Origin of the sequence: Winogradskyella helgolandensis (assembly GCF_013404085.1) — a bacterium.
GTDB classification, from domain to species: domain Bacteria; phylum Bacteroidota; class Bacteroidia; order Flavobacteriales; family Flavobacteriaceae; genus Winogradskyella; species Winogradskyella helgolandensis.
On record NZ_JABFHO010000001.1, the window covers coordinates 4,220,319 to 4,243,888 of the forward strand.

22 protein-coding genes are annotated in these 23,570 nt (G+C 32.7%); 14 read left to right on the top strand and 8 right to left on the bottom strand.

Features of this window, described 5'->3' with window-relative positions; translation table 11 throughout:
- Nucleotides 1-95 precede the first annotated feature (95 nt).
- Both HM992_RS17880 and HM992_RS17885 read left to right on the top strand, forming a co-directional pair.
- Nucleotides 96-1,448 carry a sigma-54-dependent transcriptional regulator gene (locus HM992_RS17880; protein ID WP_179320829.1) on the top strand — a complete coding sequence of 451 codons (1,353 nt, stop codon included), beginning with the start codon at nucleotides 96-98 and terminating at the stop codon, nucleotides 1,446-1,448.
- Nucleotides 1,438-2,781: a sensor histidine kinase gene (locus HM992_RS17885; protein ID WP_179320831.1), complete on the top strand. Its 1,344-nt coding sequence runs from the start codon at nucleotides 1,438-1,440 to the stop codon at nucleotides 2,779-2,781. Before HM992_RS17880 ends, HM992_RS17885 begins: the two co-directional genes overlap by 11 nt.
- Here the strand turns inward: HM992_RS17885 and HM992_RS17890 are convergent.
- From HM992_RS17890 to HM992_RS17900, 3 genes are all read right to left on the bottom strand, one after another.
- Nucleotides 2,778-5,177, bottom strand: coding sequence for a protein-disulfide reductase DsbD family protein (locus HM992_RS17890; RefSeq protein WP_179320833.1), 2,400 nt, complete (start codon nucleotides 5,175-5,177; stop codon nucleotides 2,778-2,780). The two genes, HM992_RS17885 and HM992_RS17890, sit on opposite strands and share 4 nt — an antisense overlap.
- 138 nt (nucleotides 5,178-5,315) lie before the next feature.
- Complete coding sequence (locus HM992_RS17895; RefSeq protein WP_229720527.1) at nucleotides 5,316-5,729, bottom strand: rhodanese-like domain-containing protein; 414 nt, start codon at nucleotides 5,727-5,729, stop codon at nucleotides 5,316-5,318.
- A gap of 13 nt (nucleotides 5,730-5,742) precedes the next feature.
- Nucleotides 5,743-6,060 carry a rhodanese-like domain-containing protein gene (locus HM992_RS17900; RefSeq protein WP_178983768.1) on the bottom strand — a complete coding sequence of 106 codons (318 nt, stop codon included), beginning with the start codon at nucleotides 6,058-6,060 and terminating at the stop codon, nucleotides 5,743-5,745.
- A 237-nt stretch (nucleotides 6,061-6,297) separates the two neighbouring features.
- Here HM992_RS17900 and HM992_RS17905 point away from each other — a divergent pair, with 237 nt between their 5' ends.
- The 11 genes from HM992_RS17905 to HM992_RS17955 all read left to right on the top strand — a co-directional run bounded on the left by HM992_RS17905 (nucleotide 6,298) and on the right by HM992_RS17955 (nucleotide 16,990).
- A complete protein-coding gene (locus HM992_RS17905) occupies nucleotides 6,298-6,762 on the top strand; it encodes a MarR family winged helix-turn-helix transcriptional regulator (RefSeq protein WP_179320835.1) in 465 nt (154 codons plus the stop codon).
- Complete coding sequence (locus tag HM992_RS17910) at nucleotides 6,759-7,328, top strand: YceI family protein (RefSeq protein ID WP_178983766.1); 570 nt, start codon at nucleotides 6,759-6,761, stop codon at nucleotides 7,326-7,328. Before HM992_RS17905 ends, HM992_RS17910 begins: the two co-directional genes overlap by 4 nt.
- Before the next feature lie 326 nt (nucleotides 7,329-7,654).
- Nucleotides 7,655-9,055 (top strand): anthranilate synthase component I family protein, encoded by a 1,401-nt coding sequence (locus tag HM992_RS17915; RefSeq protein ID WP_179320837.1) that lies wholly within the window; start codon nucleotides 7,655-7,657, stop codon nucleotides 9,053-9,055.
- A 40-nt stretch (nucleotides 9,056-9,095) separates the two neighbouring features.
- Nucleotides 9,096-9,668: an anthranilate synthase component II gene (locus HM992_RS17920; RefSeq protein WP_179320839.1), complete on the top strand. Its 573-nt coding sequence runs from the start codon at nucleotides 9,096-9,098 to the stop codon at nucleotides 9,666-9,668.
- A 514-nt stretch (nucleotides 9,669-10,182) separates the two neighbouring features.
- Nucleotides 10,183-11,175, top strand: coding sequence for an anthranilate phosphoribosyltransferase (gene trpD, locus HM992_RS17925; protein WP_179320841.1), 993 nt, complete (start codon nucleotides 10,183-10,185; stop codon nucleotides 11,173-11,175).
- Entirely contained in the window at nucleotides 11,172-11,960 is a 789-nt protein-coding gene (gene trpC, locus HM992_RS17930; protein ID WP_179320843.1) for an indole-3-glycerol phosphate synthase TrpC, read from the top strand. Before trpD ends, trpC begins: the two co-directional genes overlap by 4 nt.
- Nucleotides 11,961-12,129: 169 nt before the next feature.
- Nucleotides 12,130-12,750, top strand: a complete 621-nt coding sequence (locus HM992_RS17935) for a phosphoribosylanthranilate isomerase (RefSeq protein ID WP_179320845.1) — start codon at nucleotides 12,130-12,132, stop codon at nucleotides 12,748-12,750.
- A gap of 273 nt (nucleotides 12,751-13,023) precedes the next feature.
- Nucleotides 13,024-14,205 carry a tryptophan synthase subunit beta gene (gene trpB, locus HM992_RS17940; RefSeq protein ID WP_179320847.1) on the top strand — a complete coding sequence of 394 codons (1,182 nt, stop codon included), beginning with the start codon at nucleotides 13,024-13,026 and terminating at the stop codon, nucleotides 14,203-14,205.
- Between the two features lie 233 nt (nucleotides 14,206-14,438).
- On the top strand, nucleotides 14,439-15,122 hold the full coding sequence (locus HM992_RS17945; RefSeq protein WP_178983759.1) for a cell division ATP-binding protein FtsE: 684 nt from the start codon (nucleotides 14,439-14,441) through the stop codon (nucleotides 15,120-15,122).
- 51 nt (nucleotides 15,123-15,173) lie between these two features.
- Entirely contained in the window at nucleotides 15,174-16,070 is an 897-nt protein-coding gene (locus HM992_RS17950; RefSeq protein ID WP_179320849.1) for a glycosyltransferase family 2 protein, read from the top strand.
- Nucleotides 16,070-16,990: a glycosyltransferase family 2 protein gene (locus tag HM992_RS17955; RefSeq protein WP_179320851.1), complete on the top strand. Its 921-nt coding sequence runs from the start codon at nucleotides 16,070-16,072 to the stop codon at nucleotides 16,988-16,990. The genes HM992_RS17950 and HM992_RS17955 overlap by 1 nt, the downstream gene beginning before the upstream one ends.
- Here HM992_RS17955 and HM992_RS17960 read toward each other — a convergent pair.
- Nucleotides 16,975-17,382, bottom strand: a complete 408-nt coding sequence (locus HM992_RS17960) for a sugar 3,4-ketoisomerase (protein WP_178983756.1) — start codon at nucleotides 17,380-17,382, stop codon at nucleotides 16,975-16,977. The genes HM992_RS17955 and HM992_RS17960 overlap by 16 nt on opposite strands.
- A 4-nt stretch (nucleotides 17,383-17,386) precedes the next feature.
- On the bottom strand, nucleotides 17,387-18,469 hold the full coding sequence (locus HM992_RS17965; protein WP_179320853.1) for a glycosyltransferase: 1,083 nt from the start codon (nucleotides 18,467-18,469) through the stop codon (nucleotides 17,387-17,389).
- A gap of 122 nt (nucleotides 18,470-18,591) precedes the next feature.
- Between HM992_RS17965 and HM992_RS17970 the strand changes: the two genes are divergently transcribed.
- On the top strand, nucleotides 18,592-19,731 hold the full coding sequence (locus tag HM992_RS17970) for a glycosyltransferase family protein (RefSeq protein ID WP_179320855.1): 1,140 nt from the start codon (nucleotides 18,592-18,594) through the stop codon (nucleotides 19,729-19,731).
- A 2-nt stretch (nucleotides 19,732-19,733) separates the two neighbouring features.
- On the opposite strand, the gene HM992_RS17975 is transcribed toward HM992_RS17970, so the two are convergent.
- The 3 genes from HM992_RS17975 to HM992_RS17985 are packed head-to-tail and all read right to left on the bottom strand — an operon-like array spanning nucleotide 19,734 to nucleotide 23,446.
- A complete protein-coding gene (locus HM992_RS17975) occupies nucleotides 19,734-21,023 on the bottom strand; it encodes an O-antigen translocase (RefSeq protein WP_179320857.1) in 1,290 nt (429 codons plus the stop codon).
- Between the two features lie 11 nt (nucleotides 21,024-21,034).
- Nucleotides 21,035-22,345: an O-antigen translocase gene (locus tag HM992_RS17980; RefSeq protein ID WP_179320859.1), complete on the bottom strand. Its 1,311-nt coding sequence runs from the start codon at nucleotides 22,343-22,345 to the stop codon at nucleotides 21,035-21,037.
- Nucleotides 22,346-23,446: a DegT/DnrJ/EryC1/StrS family aminotransferase gene (locus HM992_RS17985; protein WP_179320860.1), complete on the bottom strand. Its 1,101-nt coding sequence runs from the start codon at nucleotides 23,444-23,446 to the stop codon at nucleotides 22,346-22,348.
- Between the last annotated feature and the right edge of the window lie 124 nt (nucleotides 23,447-23,570).

The following is a 23,570-nucleotide window of genomic DNA, read 5'->3' on the forward strand; positions in this document are numbered from 1 at the left end:
ACACTTTATGTTCGAAAATGCACACTTTTAAACACTACTAAAATTTTACTTTTTGAATTTTTATAAGCTGAATTTAATATCGTAATATTGTATGGATGGTATTAAAAAACGCTACAATATTAGTTATAGACGATGATGTTGATGTATTAACAGCATTGCGCTTGCTTTTAAAACCACTGGTTAAAGAGGTGGTTACCGAAAAGAATCCGAGTAATATTCTATCTCAAATTGAGAAGACTGCTTACGACATTATTGTTCTAGACATGAATTTTAATGGTTTAGTGAATACTGGTAATGAAGGTATTTTTTGGCTAAATAAAATTCGACAACAAAAACCTGAAACCTCAGTTATTTTAATGACCGCTTATGCCGATATTGATTTAGCGATACGCGGATTAAAAGAAGGAGCTTCCGACTTTTTAATGAAACCTTGGAAAAATGAAAAAATCGTAGAAACCATGACTACGATACTAAGTCAGAAGACCTCTCAAAGCAGTACAAAGAACCAGCTTCAAAATAATTCTGTTGACATTATTGGTGATAGCGATGTGATGACTGATGTTTTTATGAAACTTAAAAAAGTGGCTCCAACAGATGCTAATGTTTTAATCCTTGGTGAAAATGGTACTGGAAAAGATTTAATTGCTCGTGCGCTTCATGATAACTCTAATAGAAAACACCAACCGTTTGTAAAAGTAGATGTTGGTGCTTTAACAGAATCGCTATTTGAAAGTGAATTATTTGGGTATAAAAAAGGAGCTTTCACAGATGCTAGAGAAGATAGAAAAGGCCGATTTGAAGCGGCTAATGGTGGCACTTTATTTTTAGATGAAATTGGAAATATTAGTTTAAGTCAGCAAGCCCGATTACTGACCGTCTTACAAAACAGACAAGTGACTCCGTTGGGCTCTAATGAACCAATCCCTATTGATATTAGATTAATTTGCGCTACTAATATCAATCCTCAAATTTTAGCAGACGAAAAGAAATTTAGAAAAGATTTAATTTACAGAATAAATACCGTTGATATTATTGCTCCACCTCTTAGAGATCGTGGTACAGATATTACAGCATTAGCACATCATTTTATAGCTTTATATGCTGAAAAATATAATAAAAGTCCGTTTTCTTTTGATTCCGGATTCATTTCAAAATTAAAAAAGCACGACTTCCCAGGTAATGTTAGGGAATTGCAATACGTTTTAGAGCGTGCTGTAATAATGACTGATGGTTCCGTTTTAAAACCTGAAGACTTAGTATTTTCATCGATAGAACGTTCATCGACCTCTACAAATATGAATACTCAGAGTTTAAACTTAGACGATTTAGAAAAGAACGCCATTTTAAATGTCCTTGAAAAGAATAAAGGTAATGTTTCAAAATCAGCTAAAGATCTAGGGATTACAAGAGCTGCTTTATACAGAAGACTAGAAAAGTATGAACTATAGAAGTTACATATTTTGGCTTTTTTTTAGAGTGCTTCTTTTAGTAGGTGCTATACTCGCATTAGTCTATTTCATTTACAACGATCACTCCACTTATATTGTTATTATTAGCATCGCGCTACTCTATTTACTCATAAACACCTATACCTTTGTAAAACGTCGTTTTGTTGCTATAGATGATTTTTTTGAAGCTGTAAAATATCGTGATTTCTCACGTTGGTTTCCGGAAGATAGAGGCCCAAAAGACATCCGATTTTTATATACAGGTTTTAACGAAATTAATCGAACCATAAAGGAAATCAACTCACAAAACGAAGCACAATACGTCTACCTTCAGAAGATTTTAGAAATGGTAGATATTGGAATTATTGCTTATAATCTAGAATCCGGAGACGTCCTTTGGAGTAATGAACCTTTTGGAGACATTTTAGATGTCCCATCTTTTAAAAATATCCGCTTTGTTGAAAACAGAAAACCAGAACTCTTTAATACCGTTTTTGAAACCTATCATCGCGAACCGGATTCGATTTCTATTGCACTTCAAAATGAAACTATAAAAATTTTAATTTCCGATACGGTATTTCAAGTAAAGGATGATGCATTTAAGTTGATTGTCATTCAGGATATTGATAATACCTTAAATAAAAATGAATCAGAATCTTGGAAGAAGCTTTTAAGTGTGATGACACACGAAATTATGAATTCTATAGCTCCAATTTCGTCCTTGGCAGATACACTTCAACAAAACTTGCAATTAGCTATAGAACATCCTGAAGAAACGCGCCTTGAATTAGAGGATTTAAACGCTGGAGTTAAAACTATTAAAAACCGCAGTGAAGGCCTTTTAAAATTTGCGAAAACCTATAGAAGTTTGAGTAAAGTGACACACCTCAACCTACAACGTGTTAAAATTGAAGACTTATTTAGTAACATCCAGCTTTTAATGGAACCATCCATAAAAGCCAAAGCTATTGCCATTACATTCGAGGTTACCTCACCAAAATTAGAATTAGATATTGATGCACATCTTATAGAACAAGTACTTATCAATCTTATTTTAAATGCTGTTGACGCTTGTAAAAGTAAAGACCATTCAGAAATTAAAGTATTAGCATCTCAAAACCCTAATAGAGATATTGTTATAAAAGTCATTGATAATGGTTCTGGTATCCCAAAAGATATTTTAGAGAACATATTTGTGCCTTTCTTCACCAGTAAAACTACGGGAAGTGGCATTGGGCTTAGTCTTTGTAAGCAAATTATGTTGCTTCATAAAGGCAGAATCATCGTTAAAAGTGTGGAAAACGAAGGTTCTGTTTTTAGCTTGGTGTTCTAATTCTTAAAATTCCCTATACCTTCTTTTAACCATGCCTCATATTCTTCAATATCTGGCGTATAAGCAACAGGCTCAATAAGGTTTTCTTCATTATGATCCATCAACACATAATATGGCTGTGTATTCGTTTTATACGTTACCGTTTGGAATTCGCTCCACATCTGACCTTTGTTTCTTAGTTTTTTTCCTGGTCTTAATTTTGAATCTGGCGCTTCACCTTCAGGAAAATCTATTTGCTCATCGACATATAAAGAAATAAGCACAATGTCATTTTTAAGTTTAGATAACACTTGTGGATCAACCCAAACATTTTGTTCCATTTTACGGCAATTCACACAAGCCCAACCTGTAAAATCTAACATCACAGGTTTCCCTACTTTTTTAGCATAAGCCAAACCGGTTTCATAATCATTAAATGCTAAAATATCATGCGGTGCTAATAAATGGGCGCCCTCAGGAATATCTGTTATACTTGCACCACCACCTTTAGAATTTCCAACTCCATACGGAGATTCAGAATAGTCTAACGGAGGCGGAAAGGCGCTAATAATTTTTAATGGCGCTCCCCAAAGTCCAGGAATCATATAAATCGTAAATGTTAAGGTCAGTAAACCAAATAATAAGCGTCCTACTGAAATATGCTTTAGTGGAGAATCGTGTGGTAATTGTATTTTTCCAAAAAGATATAAAGACAATGTTCCGAAAACAGCAATCCAAATGGCAATAAATACTTCGCGTTCTAAGAAGTGTAATTGTAATACTAAATCGGCTTGTGATAAGAATTTGAAAGCTAAAGCTAATTCTAAAAATCCTAAAACGACTTTCACTGTGTTTAGCCATCCACCAGATTTTGGTAAAGAATTTAACCAACCCGGAAATGCTGCAAATAAAGCGAATGGCAAGGCGATTGCTGAAGAAAATCCTAGCATGCCAATAACTGGAGCGATGCCTCCTTCAGAAGCCGCTTCGACCAGAATAGTTCCTACTATTGGTCCTGTACAAGAAAACGATACAATAGCTAAAGCTAAAGCCATAAAAAAGATACCAACTAATCCGCCTCTATCGGCTTGTTTGTCTGCTTTATTTGCCCAAGAGTTCGGCAATACAATTTCAAAAGCTCCTAAAAATGAAATGGCAAAAACGACTAAGAGTAAAAAGAAAATAAGATTAAACCAAACATTTGTCGCTAATGCATTCAACGCATCTGCTCCGAAAATGGCTGTTATTATTGTTCCTAATAAAACATAGATGACAATAATTGATAATCCATATATTATAGCATTTCGGATGCCTTTCGCTTTAGATTGACTTTGTTTAATAAAGAAACTAACGGTCATTGGTATCATAGGAAACACGCATGGTGTTAATAAGGCGACAAATCCTGAAAAGAATGCTATAATAAAAATAGACCATAAACCTTTGCTAGAGTCATCATCACTTGAATCTGAATTTCCCGAAACATGTGAAGTCGCGGCAGTAGTCTTAGTTAAATCATATTCTAAATCGACATACGTTGGTGCTGTACATTGTGTATCATCACAAGACATAAAGCCAACTTCTGATTCTACTGAAGTAATTGTAGTATCTGAAACTTTAATTTTTTGTCTAAACCCTGTTTTATTTTTAAAGTATTTAATCTTCATATCGAAGACCTTATCCATACTTTCTTCTCCTTTTTCTTCAATTGTGTTACCAACTAGAGCAACACCTTCATTCAATGTGTATTCAAAACTTGTTGGAATTGGTCCACCGTCTTCAATATTTTGAGCATACAATTTCCATCCCTTATCTATGGTTGCAGTAGTTACTAAGATGAATTCTGTTTCGTTTATTTTTTCAACAGCAGTACTCCATTTAACAGGTTCGAGGATTTTAGTTGTGGCATCCATCAAATCTAAAGATGGCAATCCGGCTGAATCTTTTTCAACCGTTTCTGTATCCTTCAAGTTAAATTTAAGATCAATATAATTTGGTGGTAAGCATTTTTCGTCATCACAGACCATAAATTCCACTTCACCTTGAACTAATGATAACTCTTTGTTTAAAACTCTAATACGTTGAGTAAACTCCGCTTTGTTTTCAAAAAAAGTAATCCGCATTTGAAAAACAGGATCGTCAACCGTATGACCTACGTCTTCAGAGGTTTCGCCAACTAACTCAAAATTCTCATTTTCTGTAAACGAAAAACCAGTAGGAATTGGTCCATTATCTGGTACATTTTGAGAATATAAATGCCATCCAGAATCAATAGTCGCTATAGAAACTAAATCATATTCTGTATCTGAAATTTTTTCAACTTTAGTTTCCCATTTTACGGGATCAAAAACCTGTGAGAATAAATTGAATGAAAACGAAAATGCCAAAAGGCAAAGTAGAAGTACTTTTTTAAAGTTCATAAACGACATGTTAATTTGCAAATGTAACAGAAGTCTTTCTGTTCTCTGTTTACAGTCGTCTAATTTATAAAAATCTTAAGAATTCGAGAAGAGAATTAGGAGTATAAAAAAACCGAACACTAAGTTCGGCTTTTTAGATTATGATTTAACCTTAATATTAAGTTTGTCTGAGTGTTTCCATTTAGAAAGACCACCTTCTAAATCGTATATTTTCTCAAAGCCAGCATCTTCTAACTTCCTAGCGCATTTGGCGCTACTTCTTCCAGAATTACAATACAAAATAACAGGTTTATTTTTATCGAGTTTTAAAATATCCTCGTCAAAAGTTGGTGACTTAAAGTCTATATTTTGGGAATTTACGATATGCATTTCTTCATGCTCTTTCGGAGATCGAACGTCAATTAATTGCACATCTTCTAGCTCTAAAATAGATTGCATTTCTGCTGCCGTCACTAGTTGCACTTCAGAATTATCCAACGTACTATTTAAGCAACTTGTTTGCAAGCTTAGCATTAGTAATAAACAACATATTCCGACTAGTTTTTTCATCATTATAAGTATTGAATTATTCAACATGAGCAACTTCACCTTGCCATTCATTGAATCCACCTAAAAGGTTATAAGCATTTTTAATATCTAATTGATTCATAATAGCACAAGCTTGTCCGCTTCTATTACCTGATCTACAGTACACGTAAAAGTTTTTTGTTTTATCCAAATCTTCAACTTCATTAATAAAACCCTGTCCTTTAAATATATCTATATGAATTGCATTAGGAATTATTCCTTCGTCAACTTCATCTTGTGTTCTAACGTCTAAAACAATAGCATTCGTATCTGCTTCTAATTGTTTTGTCCATTCTTCTTGTGATAAATCAGCCATTTCTTGTTCTTTATTTTTAGCAAAATTAACATTTCATTATGATATAGACGTAAAAAAAACCAAAGTGTTACATTTCGACATCATTTTTTTACATATTTCTATACGTGATATAATTTATTTTGTTGAAAATGCATTTTAAACTAGTGTTCTATTCAAAGCGTACTAATTATAATTTTAACAAAACATTAATTTCATGTTTCAAAAAAACCAATACATTTGTATATACAATTGTTGTACATGAAAGAATTAAACGACATCTTAAAAAATAAAGCAGATATGCCCTTATCACGTGCAACGGCTGTAAATATTTATTACACCGCGTCATGGATGAAAGAGGACTTTTTAGCTGCATTAAAACCATACGATTTATCTGTAGAACAATTTAATGTCCTTAGAATCCTTAGAGGTCAGAATGGAAATCCTATTAACTTACAAGATATACAAGAACGCATGATCAGTAAAATGAGCAACACAACGCGATTAGTAGATAAGTTGATTAAGAAACAATTTGTAAAACGTACGATTTGCAAAAGCAATAGAAGAAAAGTTGAAATATTAATCACGGATCAAGGTTTACAAATATTAAAAACAATGGATCCTATTATTGATGCTACTGAAGAAAACATGACCAAAAACTTAACTCAAGAAGAGTTGATACAATTAAACACCCTTTTAATAAAACTTAAAAACAAATCATTATGAAAAACAGAAATTCGAAACTTGCCATGCTATTCATTTTAGCATTATCATTTATGTCTTACACTACTTTAAAAGACAAAACCGTTAACATTGAAGAAAGTTCAGTCATCTGGAACGGCTACAAAGTTGGTGGCGAGCATACAGGTACAATAGCTTTAAAAAGTGGGACTTTAGCATTTGATGGAGCAAATTTAACAGGTGGAAATTTCACTATTGACATGACTACTATTAACACAACAGATCTAAAAGGTGAATACAAAGGAAAATTAGATGGTCATTTAAAATCTGATGATTTCTTTGGAGTAGAAGAATTCCCTACAGCGACTTTAAAAATTACATCGGTTACAGGTAAAGATGGAAACTTTAATGTAAAAGCTGATATTACTATTAAAGGTAAAACTGAAGCTATTTCTTTTCCAATGCTAATTAAAGATAATACAGCTACTGCAAATCTAAAGATTGATAGAACAAAGCATAACATCACATACAAATCACCTTCTTTATTAGAAACTTTAAAAGATAAAGCTATTTATGATGAATTTGATTTAAACGTAACACTTAAGTTTTAATCACTTAATAAATAGAACGCGTAATATTAAAATTTTGATTCCTGTTTTAGTATGAAAATACAATCACAGGAATCTTTTTTTCCTAAAGTGTTTGAAATCCGAAATTTGATTTCTATATTTGATGCTCAGATGAAAATAAATACAAATCATACTTGGTGGTGGAATTTCTCAAACTTACGTTCGTGAACTAATCCTTGGTATGTAATACTTATATAAAAAAGGCTTGTCATTCACGACAAGCCTTTTTCTATTTAACATGGCTTCAGAAGCTATTATTTTGAAACGCGTCTCTGCTTAAAGAGATATCAAATTGAATTTGACATAAAATGAAAACATTTAGTTTAAACACACATTATAAAAAAATATTAGCAGACACGATTACTCCTGTGAGCATCTATCTAAAGATTAGAGATAAATTTCCAAATAGTATTCTCTTAGAAAGTAGTGATTACCATGCTAACGACAATAATTTTTCTTATATCTGTTGTAATCCTATTGCTTCTATAAAAGTGGAAGGTGATACGATTTCGCAAACCTATCCTGATGGAAGCACTAAAAGTAATCTTGTTGAAACCGTAGGTGTTGTTGAAGAAATTCACAAATTCACACAGCGTTTTAAAGTCGATGCTAACGAAAACTTCAAATTTATAAATAATGGTATTTTCGGTTATACAGCTTATGATGCTGTAAAGTATTTTGAAGATATTGACATTTCAAAAAAAGATAATTCGGTTACTATTCCTGAAATTTATTATGCCGTTTACCAAAATATTATCGCTATCAATCATCAAAAAAATGAAGCTTATATTTTTGCACATTGCTTTCATAGCGACAATAACATTGACGACATTTTACAATTAATTCAAACCAGGCAATATGCGTCTTACGATTTTAAACCAAAAGGAGATATTGAATCTAATCTTACCGATGAAGAATATAAAGAACATGTAGAACTCGCAAAAAAACATTGTGGCAGAGGTGATGTATTTCAGTTGGTATTGTCTAAGCAATTTTCGCAAAAATTTAGTGGAGATGAATTTAATGTGTATCGTGCATTAAGAAGTATAAACCCTTCCCCTTACCTCTTCTATTTTGATTATGGAAATTTTAAAATCTTTGGAAGCTCGCCAGAAGCACAATTGGTTGTAAGCGAAGGTAAAGCTGAAATTCATCCGATTGCTGGTACTTTTAAGCGAAGTGGAAACGACTTAAAAGACGCTCAATTAGCTGAAGAACTAATAAAAGATGATAAAGAAAACAGCGAGCATGTAATGTTAGTTGACTTGGCAAGAAACGACCTAAGCAGAAACGGAAGCAACGTTACTGTGGAGAATTACAGAGAAGTACAATTCTTCTCACATGTTATTCATTTGGTGAGTAAAGTTACAGGAACTATCCACGAAAATACAGACACCATGCAAGTGGTAGCAGACACATTTCCAGCCGGAACCTTAAGTGGTGCACCAAAACATAAAGCCATGCAATTAATAGAGAAATACGAAAAAACCAGCAGAGGTTATTATGGTGGAGCGATTGGCTTTATGGATTTTAATGGTAATTTTAACCATGCCATTATGATTAGGACTTTTTTAAGTCAGGACCATAAATTATTTTGGCAAGCAGGAGCAGGATTAGTTGCAAAATCAAATGCTGAAAGTGAATTACAAGAAGTTTATAATAAGCTTGGAGCATTGACGAAAGCCATTGAACAAGCTGAAGAGATTTAAAATATAATTAAAAAGATACCTGCTTTCGCAGGCATTTAAGATGAAAAAAATATTAGTCATAGATAATTACGACAGTTTCACATACAATTTAGTTCATTACTTAGAGGATTTAGATTGTGAAGTCACCGTAAAACGAAACGATAAACTAACCCTAGAAGACGTCGAAGCTTTTAATAAAATCGTCTTATCTCCAGGCCCAGGGATTCCGGATGAAGCAGGTTTATTAAAACAGATTATAGCAACTTATGCACCAACCAAAAGTATCTTAGGAGTTTGTTTAGGGCAACAAGCTATCGGTGAAGTTTTTGGTGGTTCATTAGAAAATTTAGATAATGTGTATCATGGTGTGGCAACAAACATTACACTTTCAGTTGATGATGAATCTCTTTTTACAGGTTTAGGCAAAACATTTGAAGTGGGCAGATATCATTCTTGGGTGGTTAATACCAATTTACCAGATTGTTTAGAAGCCACGTCTTTTGATGAAAACGGACAAATAATGTCTTTAAGACACAAGATATACGATGTAAAAGGTGTTCAATATCATCCTGAATCTGTGTTGACACCAAATGGAAAACAGATTTTAGAAAATTGGGTAAACAGTGAGAAGTGAGAAGTGAGAAGTGAGAAGTGAGAAGTGAGAAGTGAGAAGTGAGAAGTGAGAAGTGAGAAGTGAGAAGTGAGAAGTGAGAAGTGAGAAGTGAGAAGTGAGAAGTGAGAAGTGAGAAGTGAGAAGTGAGAAGTGAGAAAAAATTAAAATATAATTTGGGAAGAATACAATATTTAGTAAAAATTAATGTCCCAAACTTCGACATCGTCGGAAACATCAAAAATCAGAAATAATGAACGAAAGAACGAAGATGCGAGGCGTAGCCTAAAGCACGAAGTTCTGAAAGTGAATGATGCTTTAGCAAATGTTTTGCATTCACGAATTCCTTATTGAAAAAATATAAATCAATGAGTAATTCCTATTTTTGATTGTGATTTTTTGGTTCGTTTATTCGATGATGTTATTTTATGGAGCTCATGATGTGCTTCGCAATTGCATCAAGGCAAATGAACAGTGAAAGAATATAATTTAGAAGAAAGTAATTAAAAACAGATTCCCACTGTAGTGGGAAATAAACATGAAACAATTATTAAACAGACTCATTAACCAAGAAAGCATCTCAAGCGATGAAGCTAAAAACGTCTTGGTTAACATATCCGAAGGAAAATATAACCAAAGTCAAATAGCTTCGTTCTTAACCGTTTACATGATGCGAAGTATCACCACGGAAGAACTTAGAGGTTTTAGAGACGCACTTTTAGAATTATGTATTCAAGTTGATTTAGACAATTACGACACTATTGATTTGTGTGGAACAGGAGGTGACGGCAAAGACACGTTTAACATTTCAACATTATCATCTTTCGTGACAGCAGGTGCCGGAATTCATGTTACAAAACACGGTAATTATGGAGTCTCTTCGGCCTGTGGCTCATCTAACGTCATGGAAAGCTTAGGTATCAAATTTACAAATGATACGGAATTTCTAAAACGTAGTATAGATGAAGCCGGAATTTGTGTATTACACGCACCACTATTCCATCCTGCTATGAAAAACGTAGCACCAATCCGAAAAGAATTAGGTGTAAAAACCTTTTTCAATATGTTAGGTCCAATGGTCAATCCTGCCTTTCCTAAAAACCAAATGGTCGGTGTTTTTAATCTTGAATTATTAAGATTATACAGTTATTTATATCAAGAATCCGATAAAAATTATGCGATTGTTCATGCTTTAGATGGCTATGATGAAATCTCACTAACAGGAAAAACAAAAGTGATTTCTAATACCTCTGAAACGTTATTCGAACCTAACGATTTAGGAGTTAACCAAATTGAACAATCAGAAATTTTTGGTGGTAATACAGTAGACCAAGCTGCAAAGTTATTCGTTAATATCATAGAAGGCAATGGTACTGAAGCACAAAATAATGTGGTTTTTGCCAATGCAGGATTAGCTATTGCAACTGCAAAACAAATTCCACACATCCAAGGTTTTGAATTGGCCAAAGAATCGCTAATGAGCGGAAAAGCAAAGCAAAGTCTAGATAAACTTATTGAACTAAGCAAATGAACATTTTAGACAAAATAGTAATAGACAAACGTAAAGAAGTTAATCTTAAAAAAGAATTAATTCCGATTCAAGCTTATGAACAACTCCCTTATTTCGGAATGAAAACAAGGTCATTGTCAGCAAAACTACGAGCAAGTAATACAGGCATTATTGCAGAATTTAAACGCAAATCGCCTTCCAAATCCATTATAAATGACACGGCTTTAGTTGAGGATGTCGCCATCGGTTATGAAAATGCAGGAGTATGCGGTATGTCTATTTTAACAGACGAGATTTATTTTGGTGGCTCCATGGACGATTTAATGATGGCTAGAGAACATTGCGAATTGCCTCTGCTTCGAAAAGAATTTATTATTGATGAATATCAAATTATAGAAGCCAAAGCCATTGGCGCCGATGCTATTTTACTCATTGCAGCCATATTAACTAAAGCAGAGATTAAACAGTTCTCCGAATTAGCCAAAAGTCTCAATCTCGATGTGTTATTAGAAGTCCATAACGAAGACGAATTGCACAAGTCCATTATGCCTTCTTTAGATATGTTAGGTGTGAATAACAGAAATTTAAAAACCTTTGAGGTTAGCTTAGAAATTTCTAAACAATTAAGTACATTGATACCAAACGATTTTGTAAAAATATCAGAATCAGGTATTAGTTCTGTTGAAGCTATCAAAGAATTACAGCCTTATGGCTACAAAGGTTTTTTAATAGGTGAAAACTTTATGAAAACAGATAATCCTGGAGCAAGTGCGACTCAATTTATAAAAGACCTCGCAGGTTTATAAAACCTAGCAGGTCTAAAATTGAAAAAAGAAACAAATTAATTTTAACGTCACTTCGAGTGCTATTTGAAGTACGAAAAAATTATATCGAGATGAAACTAATAGATTCCTGCCTTCGCAGGAATGACAAAAATTAAAAAGCGTGATGAGATTCCCGCTTTCGCTAGAATATATGAAACTAAAAGTCTGTGGCATGAAATATAAAGACAATATCCAAGCTGTTGCTAACCTGCAACCAGACTATTTGGGCTTTATATTTTATGATAAATCAGCTAGACATTTTGATACTACGATTCCTGAATTGCCAAAAACCATTAAAAAGGTTGGTGTTTTTGTGGATAAGGAATTAGAAACTGTACAAGAGATTATTAAGAAATTTAACTTGCAAGCCGTTCAACTTCATGGACACGAATCACCTGAATATTGCGCTGCGATAAATGAAGTTGAAGTCATAAAGGTCTTTAGTATTAAAGATGAATTCAACTTTGAGGTGCTTCAACCTTTTGAAGATGTCTGTGATTATTTCTTATTTGATACTAAAGGGAAATTACCAGGCGGAAATGGTTACACGTTCAATTGGAATATATTAGAACAGTATACGTCAACCAAACCGTATTTTTTAAGTGGTGGTATTGGTGTAGATGAAATCGAAAAAATAAAACATTTTAAAGAAAGTCCGGCATCAAAGTATTGTTACGCTATTGACGTGAATAGTAAATTTGAAATTGAACCTGGATTGAAGAATATCGACGAATTGCAAACGTTTAGAAAAGAAATAGTAAGCAAAAATTAAAAACTTGGGATTAAAATAAAAATCAGTAAAAATTAATGTCCCTAATTTCGACATAGTCGGAAACATCAAAATTCAGAAATAATGAGCGAAAGAACGAAGATGCGAGGCGCAGCCTCAAGCACGAAGTTCTGAAAGCGAATGTCGCTTCAGCGATTTCCTAATTTTGATTGTGATTTTTGGTTCGTTTGCATCAAGGCAAATGAACAAAATAAAAAAGAAAACAAATTGCCACACTGAATAACAATTCAATTTCGCAATAAAGAAACAAATAAAATGAGTTACAACATCAACGAAAAAGGCTATTACGGAGAATTCGGTGGAGCATACATTCCAGAAATGCTTTATCCTAATGTAGAAGAATTACGCCAAAACTATTTAAAAATAATGGCTGAACCTTCGTTTCAAGAAGAGTTCAATCAGCTTTTAAAAGATTATGTTGGTCGTCCTTCTCCACTCTATTTTGCGAAACGTCTTTCTGAAAAATACAACACCAAGGTGTATTTAAAACGTGAGGATTTAAATCATACTGGAGCCCACAAAATCAACAATACCATTGGTCAAATCCTTATGGCACAACGTTTGGGTAAAAAGAGAATTATTGCCGAAACTGGAGCCGGCCAACACGGTGTGGCAACAGCAACTGTTTGTGCCTTAACAGGAATTGAATGTGTGGTATATATGGGTGAAATTGATATTGCACGTCAAGCTCCAAATGTCGCTAGAATGAAAATGTTAGGTGCCAAAGTGGTTCCTGCATTATCCGGAAGTCGTACGTTAAAAGATGCAACTAATGAAGCTATACGCGACTGGATTAATAACCCTGTGGACACACATTATATTATTGGTTCTGCTATTGGACCTCATCCATATCCTGACATGGTGACCCAATTTCAATCCATTATTTCCGAAGAAATAAAATGGCAATTACAAGAAAAGGAAGGCAGAGAAAATCCCGATTACGTCGTCGCTTGTATTGGTGGAGGAAGTAATGCTGCAGGAACGTATCATCACTTTCTAGATAATGAAGAGGTTGGTATTATTGCTGTAGAAGCTGCTGGAAAAGGTATTCATTCTGGTGAAAGTGCTGCGACGTCTGTATTAGGTAAAGAAGGAATTATTCACGGTTGTAAAACACTATTAATGCAAACCAAAGACGGACAAATTACAGAACCTTATTCTATTTCTGCAGGACTCGATTATCCTGGTGTGGGTCCTTTACATTCGCATTTGTATAAAACTGGTCGTGGTGAATTTTATTCAGCAACCGACGATGAAGCCATGACTTCTGGTTTAGAATTAACAAAGTTGGAAGGTATTATTCCTGCTATTGAAAGCTCTCATGCTTTGGCTATTTTTAAACATAAAACCTTTAAACCAAATGATGTTGTTGTAATTAGTTTATCTGGTCGTGGTGATAAAGATTTACAGAATTATATCGATTATTTTAAGCTTTAGAAATTGAAATTGAACTCTAAAATGAAGTTGAGTGTTTATTTTTGATTCTATTTTATAGCGTTTATTAAAAACACTCCTAAGAGCTGTGCTCGGTACATTTTAATCAAAAAATATCTTGATTCTTATTAGCCTTAAGCGGACAATTTTACTATTGAAGAATTTGGCTTTTTCAATTTGTCATTTGAAATTTTAAGCAATACATTTACAGTTACCAAATTATTTATAACAACAATATGTCTGAAACGGTTTTAGAACTTAAAGATGCTACAATTTACCAAGGAGATAGCATGGTGCTTTCTAAGGTGAATTTTGAAATGCAAAAAGGAGATTTCGTCTATCTTATTGGTAAAACAGGAAGTGGAAAAAGTAGTTTAATGAAAATACTTTATGGTGATTTACAATTAACAGAAGGAGAAGGTTCTATTGTAGATTTTAATTTAAAAACCATGAAAGAGAAAGACATCCCATTTTTAAGACGAAAATTGGGTATTGTTTTTCAAGATTTTAAACTATTACCAGATCGTACGATTATTGGGAATTTAGAATTTGTATTAAAAGCTACGGGTTGGAAAGAAAAAGACCGAATTAAAGACCGAATTGATGTTGTTTTAGATAAAGTTGCCATGAAAACCAAAGGCTTCAAATATCCACATGAACTTTCTGGTGGAGAACAACAACGAATTGCTATTGCACGTGCCTTATTAAATGATCCTGAATTGATATTAGCCGATGAGCCAACCGGAAATTTAGACCCTCAAACTAGTATTGAAGTCATGGAAGTGCTTCAAGACATCAATAAAAACGGAAACACCATCTTAATGGCCACTCACGATTACGCTTTGCTTTTAAAATATCCAAGCAAAACACTGAAGTGCGACGAAAACAAAGTTTTTGAAGTTGTACAGCGTAAGAACTAAAGCATTCTAATGTAAAGCTTGAAATTGCCTTAAGTAACCCTTTTTAAATTTATGATTTCTGTATTAATACCGGTTTATAATTATAATATTTCAGAACTCGCTTCTGCAGTACATAAACAGTTAATTCTATCGGAAATCCCTTTTGAAATATTATGTTACGACGACTGTTCTAACAATCTTAAATTTCAGGAGTACAACAACAGAATAAATACACTTTCACATTGTGAGTATCATATTCTGCCAAAGAATATTGGACGAAGCGCCATAAGAAATAAGCTAGCTCAAAATGCAAAATACGATTGGTGTCTTTTTCTAGATGCAGATGTCATACCGAAAAGCAGCGACTTTATCAGTTCGTATATTGAAAGTATTTCTGAAAAATCTCAAATTATTTATGGCGGTATTTTATATCAAGAAAAGCGTGTAGATACTTCGCGAATACTACGATGGATATATGGCAATAAACGAGAAGCTCTATCTACCCAACAACGAAACAAAAACTCATATTTAAGTTTTTTAACGCTAAATTTTTTAATACATAAAAGTGTTTTTGATACTGTTAGGTTTAATGAAGCTATCCCTAACTTACGGCATGAAGACACCTTGTTTTCTTATAATTTAAAACAGGCTAATATAAGAATAGAACATATAGAAAATCCTGTTTATCACCTTGGCTTAGACGACAGCGAAACCTTTTTAAAAAAATCCCTAGACTCTGTTGAAGCCATAGATTTATTTATAACACAAGATTTATTACCAGCAAATTACACCAAAATCACTAGGGTATATAATTCTATAAAAAACTATGGAATTTCTAAATTTCTTTCCGTGATTTATACAAAATACGAAAACACTTTTAGAAAAAACCTATTAGGAAAAAACCCATCGCTCAAGATTTTTGATTTGTACCGACTGACGTATTATTGCTTTATAAATTCGAAAAAATAATGACTTTTTTTTCAATTATCATATCAGTTTACAACAAAGAAAAGTGCATAAAAAACACTATTGAAAGTGTTTTGAATCAAACCTTTAAGGATTTTGAAATTATTGTAATCAATGATGGTTCAACTGACGGAAGTGAAATAATAATTTCGGCAATTGAAGATAGTCGTATTAAACTTATAACGACTAAAAATCAAGGTGCTTCAAATGCAAGAAATACTGGAATAAAGGAAGCTTCATCAAATTACATTGCCCTTTTAGATGGAGATGATAGTTGGCACGTTGAATATTTACAACATATGTATGACGCTATCTGCAAATTTCCAAACCTCAAAATTTTTACAACTGGCGTTAGCCAAAATTACAAAACAAAAACAGTTCCGGTTCCTTATAGTTTTTCTCAGGCAGAGCTTTATGGTATTCACAATTATTTTAAGGCTAGTAAAAAAAACACACTAATAACAAGCTCTAGCGTTGTTTTTAACGCTTCTATTATTGAGAAAACCGGATTATTTGACACCTCCATTATTTCTGGCCAAGATACAGATCTCTGGATTCGATTTGGAATGCATTTTGAAGTATTGTTTATCAATAAACAATTAGTGTATTATAACTTTAATGAATCGAGCTTATCTAACACAACATACGAACTCAGTAAAAAACCAAAGTTTGATAACTACTTAACTGAAGAAAGGACAAATACTGATTTAAAACTATTTTTAGACAGAAACCGTTACTCTTTAGCGCTACTGAGCAAACTGCAAGATGATCAAAAACATTTTTCTTTTTATACCTCTCATTTAGATTCTAAAAATTTAAGTTTTAGAAAAAGCTTCTTATTAAACAGTCCGAAATGGTTTTTAAAACTATTGATTAAAATAAAATCATTACAAGGGGAAAAAATATACTACCCTAAAAGTTGAGCTTTAAATTCACTATAATCTCGTATATATTCTGCTTCATCATATTCTGTAGATGCCAATACCAAACAAACCGCTCCTGAAGAAAAATTTTCTATTTCTCTCCAAATACCTATTGGTATGAACAAGCCTTGATTGGGCTTATTAAGCATGATTCGCTTCTTCATTTTACCATCATCTATAATAACTTCAAAACTTCCACTTAAGGCTATAATAACAGATTGTTGCTCTTTGTGAGCATGACCTCCTCTACTGCTTTCGGTTGGCACATCGTATAAATAATACACACGTTCTATCCCAAAAGGTATCACGTTTTTTTCAACTACAGCTAAAAAACCACGTTCATCATGTACTTTAGGAATATCGATTATTTTTACGTCGTTTATTGAATTCATATAATTAATTTAAAATGACTTGCCATTGTTTTACAATTTCTGCTTCTGAAAAATGTGCCACACTAGATTTAGAATTCTGCTTACACTGTAAATATAAATCTTTATCTATAAAAAGTTTAGTCATAGCTTCTGCTAATGCGTCCGGATTATGATTTTCTACTAAAAGTCCATTGGAGGTATTTTGAATAATTTCATTGGGTCCCGATTTACAATCTACAGAAATGACAGGAGTACCAAGCGCAAGAGATTCTAAAATAGATCTCGGAAAACCTTCATATCTACTCGTTAATACTGTATATAAAGCAGAATTCACAATCGCTGAAGGATTTGGATTGTATGGTAAAAATTTTACGTTAGATGCTATATTTAATGTTTTAACTTGATTCATTAATGTTTCCAAATCTTTTCCTTCTCCTAAAATTTTCAAGCTTATTTTATGTTTTGGTAGTTCCGATTTTGAATAGGCTTTTAATAACAATGAAATATTTTTAACCTCATCATCTAAGCGACCAAAAAACAAGATATAGTTTTCTTGTGTTTCAGATTTGGTGTTATACTCTTCCAAGACTATTGGATTGTAAATGGACGTCACATTTTTGAATTTGTAAACGGCTTTTACGTGTTCTGCAATGGCTTTAGACACTCCAACAGTTTTATAAGCATTGGCATATAATAATCGTCCTAAAAATCGATTCGGGTTAATATAATTAGCTGTTTTATAGCTTCGAATACAATAGATGGTTTTTTTAGGAGCGTAAATGAATTTAGAAATTATAAATTCCTTTATAAAACCAATTCGGGTTCTATTATCAATCACATAATCAAAATTATGAGTTCTCAGATAGGCTTTTAAAACGCGCAATCGTTTCAACCTTCCTAAAGTAGAATCGTCTTGATCTTTAAGCTCCCCTAAATTAAGTAATTTACCTTTATATGAAAATTCAGTGTCATTCAACACGCTAACCACATGCACATCATAACCAACATCAAAAAGTATCTGAGATAATAAACCAGAAGAGCGTTCTGCACCACCTTTTCCTAAAGAGGATACAACAATACAAATCTTTTTATTATTAGCTTTTAGCATTAACGAGTATCTTTGAGACAAATGTAACGATATAAATGAAACTTCCATATTGGAATTACACGCACAATACATGTGTATTTTAAGGATGTTCTAAAGATCAGTTTTAAACAATAAATTAGTACATGAAAATTTTATTGGTAGGCGAATATAGTAGACTTCATAATTCTTTAAAAGAAGGATTAGAAGGTCTTAACCATAATGTTACTATTGTGGCTGCAAAAGATGGATTTAAGAATTACGATGTGGACTTACCAATTCATAAAAAATATGACAAAGGGATTTTAAAAAAAATTAAAAATCTGATTTATAGGTTTACAAAAATAGACTTAGAATCGTTTCACACTAAAAAGCAGATTCTAAATTTAAAGCCGAAGATTAGCAAATTTGATGTCGTTCAATTTATAAATGAAGCGTCTTTTGGTTGTTCTGCTGCTATTGAACAAGATATTTTCGATTTAATATCAGATTGGAACAAAAGTATTTTCCTATTGTCTTGTGGTACCGATTATATCAGTGTAAAATATGCTCACGATGAGATTCCAAAATACTCCATTTTAACTCCGTATTTAAACGGAAACGAAAAATCCAAATCTAGTTATGGCTTAAAGTATTTACAACCCGATTTTATAAAACTACACCATCATATTTACAAATCTATCGTTGGTGTTGTAGCTTCAGATTTAGATTATCATTTACCCTTATTGAATCATCCTAAATATTTAGGACTCATTCCAAACCCAATAAACACGGACCAATTAGAGTTTCAACCTTTAAAAATTGAAGATAAAATTGTGATATTTCACGGAATCAATTCGCATAACTATTATAAAAAAGGGAATGATATTTTTGAAGCTGCATTAGACATTATTAGTCAAAAATATGCTGATAAGATAAAAATTGTAACCGTGAGAAGTTTGCCTTATGACGAATACATAAAAACCTACAATCAAGCACATATAATGCTCGACCAAATTTATGCTTACGATCAAGGGTTTAATGCTTTAGAAGCAATGGCAAAAGGAAAAGTGGTGTTTACAGGAGCAGAACAAGAATGGCTAACGTATTATAATTTAAAAGAAGACACTGTGGCTATAAACGCATTACCAGATATTGAAAATATCGCGAATAAATTAGAATGGCTTATACTCCATCCGGAAAAAATAGTTGAAATTTCGATGAATGCTAGACGGTTTGTTGAAACACACCATAACTATAAAACTTGTGCAGAAAGCTATATCACAACTTGGCAAAAACATCTATAATGTTACTCGTTTTCTTGTATTGCAGTGTTGTAATATGTTCTAATTACAATAACAACAACTATAAAATAGACAATATATCTAACAAAGTGGGCTATTACAATGCCTTCCGTACCATAATATTGAATAAACACTTTTGAAAGTACAAAAAACAAGGCAAGAGAAATTATTTCGGTAATAACAAAACTTTTCACCAAACGTTTCGCCAAAAACTGATGTGATAATACTAAGGCTCCTAATCGTATGAAATCTCCCAATAGTTGCCATTTAAATAAGGGTTCCATTCCTATAAAATCCGGATAAATGAATTGAATTATAAGGTTCCGAAAGAAATAAACGAGTAGCATTCCTAATCCAAAAATAGGCAGAATCGTTTTATAAATATTGAAGACTTCAACCTTAAACTCATGCTTATTATGGATGCTCGCAAATTTCGGTAACACATACAGCGTAAACAATCCTGTAGCAAACACCATATAGTTTTTAGAAATAAAGGTAATAGCTGTCCAATAACCAGCCTCGTTGATGTTTATTTCATCTGCAACCAAAGTTCTTATGTTCAATTCAATATAATTCAATAAAAATGTGGAAATAAAGGACATCAATGTAAACGCTAATAATTTGTTTTTATAGATAAGATTAAGACTTAAAGACTTAAATTTCACATAAGTTTTCAGCGTTTTTCCAAATACAAAAGCCAAAACCATTAACTGAATAACAGGAGCCAATGCAATGGCAATAATCACTCCTTTTAACTCAAAAGTATATAAACCAACAACAAGCGCTAAGGTTGCAAGAAGGTAACTTATAAGCTCTATTTTAGCATAACGTTTATAATCAGACAATCCACTAACCACAGCATTTACAACACGGTTAACAGCAATAAAAGGGACAATCACCGCTAATAACTGAAAAATATAAATATAGTTTTGCGACTGAAAAAGGTAATCGGAAAGATATGAAGCTCCAAAAAACAAAACTGCCGCAGAAATTACGGAACCCATAATGGCAAAAATGCTAACCGTTGAAAACACTTTAGAGAGCTCTGACTGATTGTTTTTAAATTCAGCAACATATTTTACGACTCCGTTAAATGTACCTAAAGTTGATGTGCTTGTGAGCATTGCTAAAACATTCCTCACCTGACCAATACTAGCATAGCCGGCTTCGCCAACAGTAACGGCAAGTAAACGCTGAATAAATGCAGAAACGATTAACCGAATAGTAATCACCACAGCATTAAGCGACGTAATTTTAAGCACTGTATTACTACTAATAAATTTTGGAAGCTTCACCGTGTCAGTTTTTAAAGTTCTTCTGTTTTATCTTCATCCAAAAGGCCAAATAAAGAACTATTAAAGAGTAATATTATGATTCCGAAGTACATAAAATAACTTAGACAATGCCCCATCACAGCTCCTTGTAATCCGAACTCATCAATTAAGTAGATACTAGAAAAATACATCATTATAAACAAGAATATTTCTAAAATCAAGAAATGTGTAAACATCTTTTTGGCAAGAAATTGATACGCAATTACCATAGAGAGAACACGCGCTATATCACCTAAAATTTGAAACCCGAATAAATCTTCTACAGGTCTAAAATCTTCTGTAAATAATAAATTTATTAATACCGATCTACTGAGATAAATCAAAAGCAGTAACATTAAAAAAGAGGGAATAATAGTTTTGTAAAAACCAAATACTTCCTTTCTAAAGGCTTGTTTTGAGTTTATTTCAGAAAATCGAGGCAAAATATAAAGCGCCATCAAGGAATTAAAAAACATCAAATAATAATCTGAAACACGTGTCATGGCGGTCCAATAGCCCGCTGCTTTTATACCTACTTCATCTATAAGGTAATTTCTAATAATGATCATTACAATCGGCAGTGCAATAGTACTAACCAATGCCATGATCATATAAGGGCACAATTTATTTATAATAGAGAAACTTACTTGAGTTATCTTAATAGAGGATACTAAACTGCGTCTAAATGCAATACCAACAATGGTAATTAATAAATTAAGTGCAGGCGTAATTACGATGGCTTGCAACGCACCATCTATGTTTTCTTGATATATTAATAACAATGCAACTAAAAGCCCAAGAATCTGCCCCAGAATATTAATAATGAGTAAATATTTATGCTTAGAAAACCCATTCATAATAGAAAAAGCAAACATATTTAAAGCATAAAACGGTAAAACAACAGCCAGCGTTTTAATAATATATGTATATCTGTAGTTTGCAGAAAAAATGAGATCATTTATAAACTCTGCGTTGTAATAACACAAAAAAGACAAAAGCACTGACGAGAAAAAGCCAAAGTAAAATACGGTGGATAAGGTTTTGGTAAGCTGAACAGCATCCTCCTTAAATTGACTTATTAATCTAACAACACCTTTGTAAAGTCCGGAAATAGACAACGACTGCAATGCACTCATAAAGTTCCGCAAATTTCCAATAAGCGCCATCCCTTGTGGACCAATGTATATGGCTATAAATTTTGAGACCAAAATACCTGCAATAATTCTAAGACTAAGGTTAGCTAAATTTAGATTCGCAGCCTTTACAAGAACTTCGTTATTTATATATTGGAAAAGTTTTTTCAATTAGTAGGTATTTAATACGTCTATAACGGTTTGAATATCATGTTCTGTCATTACAGGACTCATTGGCAAACTTATAATTCTTTTATGAATCTTTTCTGTTAGGGGTAATTTAAAATGTGAAAATTCATTTAAGGCTTCTTGTTGATGCGGTGGAATTGGATAATGGATTAGCCACTCTATTTTATTCTTATTTAGAAATTCAGTAAAATTTGTTCTATCATCAACTTCAACGACGAAGGCGTAAAAAATGTGATTCTCAGAACCGTCATAAAAGGGTAACTTAAATTTTGAATTCTTAATACCTTTTAAGTAAGCATTTGCAATTTCTCGTCGTCTTTTGTTATCGCGATCTAAAGCCTTTAGTTTAATACTTAAAAAAGCCGCTTGCATATCATCTAAACGACTATTAAAACCAATCACCTTATTCGTATATTTTTCTTCGCTGCCATAATTGCGTAATAATTTTATGACATCCACTAATTCTGAATCGTTAGTGGTTACTCCTCCTCCATCTCCAAGTGCTCCTAAATTTTTTGTTGGATAAAAACTAAATGCTGCTGCGTCAGATAAGTTTCCAGCCTTTCTGTTATTTAAATTTGAAGTTGCTCCATGAGCCTGAGCAGCATCTTCAATTAAAAGTAAATTAAAATCTTGAGCGATTTTATGAAAACCTCCTACATCTGCGAGTTGTCCGTATAAATGCACCATAATTACAGCCTTAGCTTCCCTAAATAGTGCTTTATCTGTATCCACAGAAATTGTATACGTATCTGGGTTTGGCTCCACTAAAACAGGTACCAATTCTGCATGTAAAACAGATAAAATTGTAGCAATAAACGTATTTGCAGGAACAATCACCTTATCCCCTTTTTGTAATTTACCGAGTTGTACGTATCCTTTTAATATTAAAGTTAAAGCATCTAATCCATTGGCTGTACCAACGCAGAATTCTGTACCACAATAAGCTGCAAATTCATTTTCGAAAGTGCTGACATTATTTCCTAAAATAAAATGAGCATCATCTAAAGATTTACTAAACGAGGCTTGAAAGGCATCTCGAAAACGATTATTGATTTTATATAAATCTAAAAACTTAATCATGAAATTAAAATTTGAAAGTACTTATCTGAATTAACTGAGCTCTAAAAGTTAAATTAACCTGTGAAATATAAAACAACAATCGGTGAAATTAAAACTTTAAGTTACTAGATTTTAAGAACCTTCA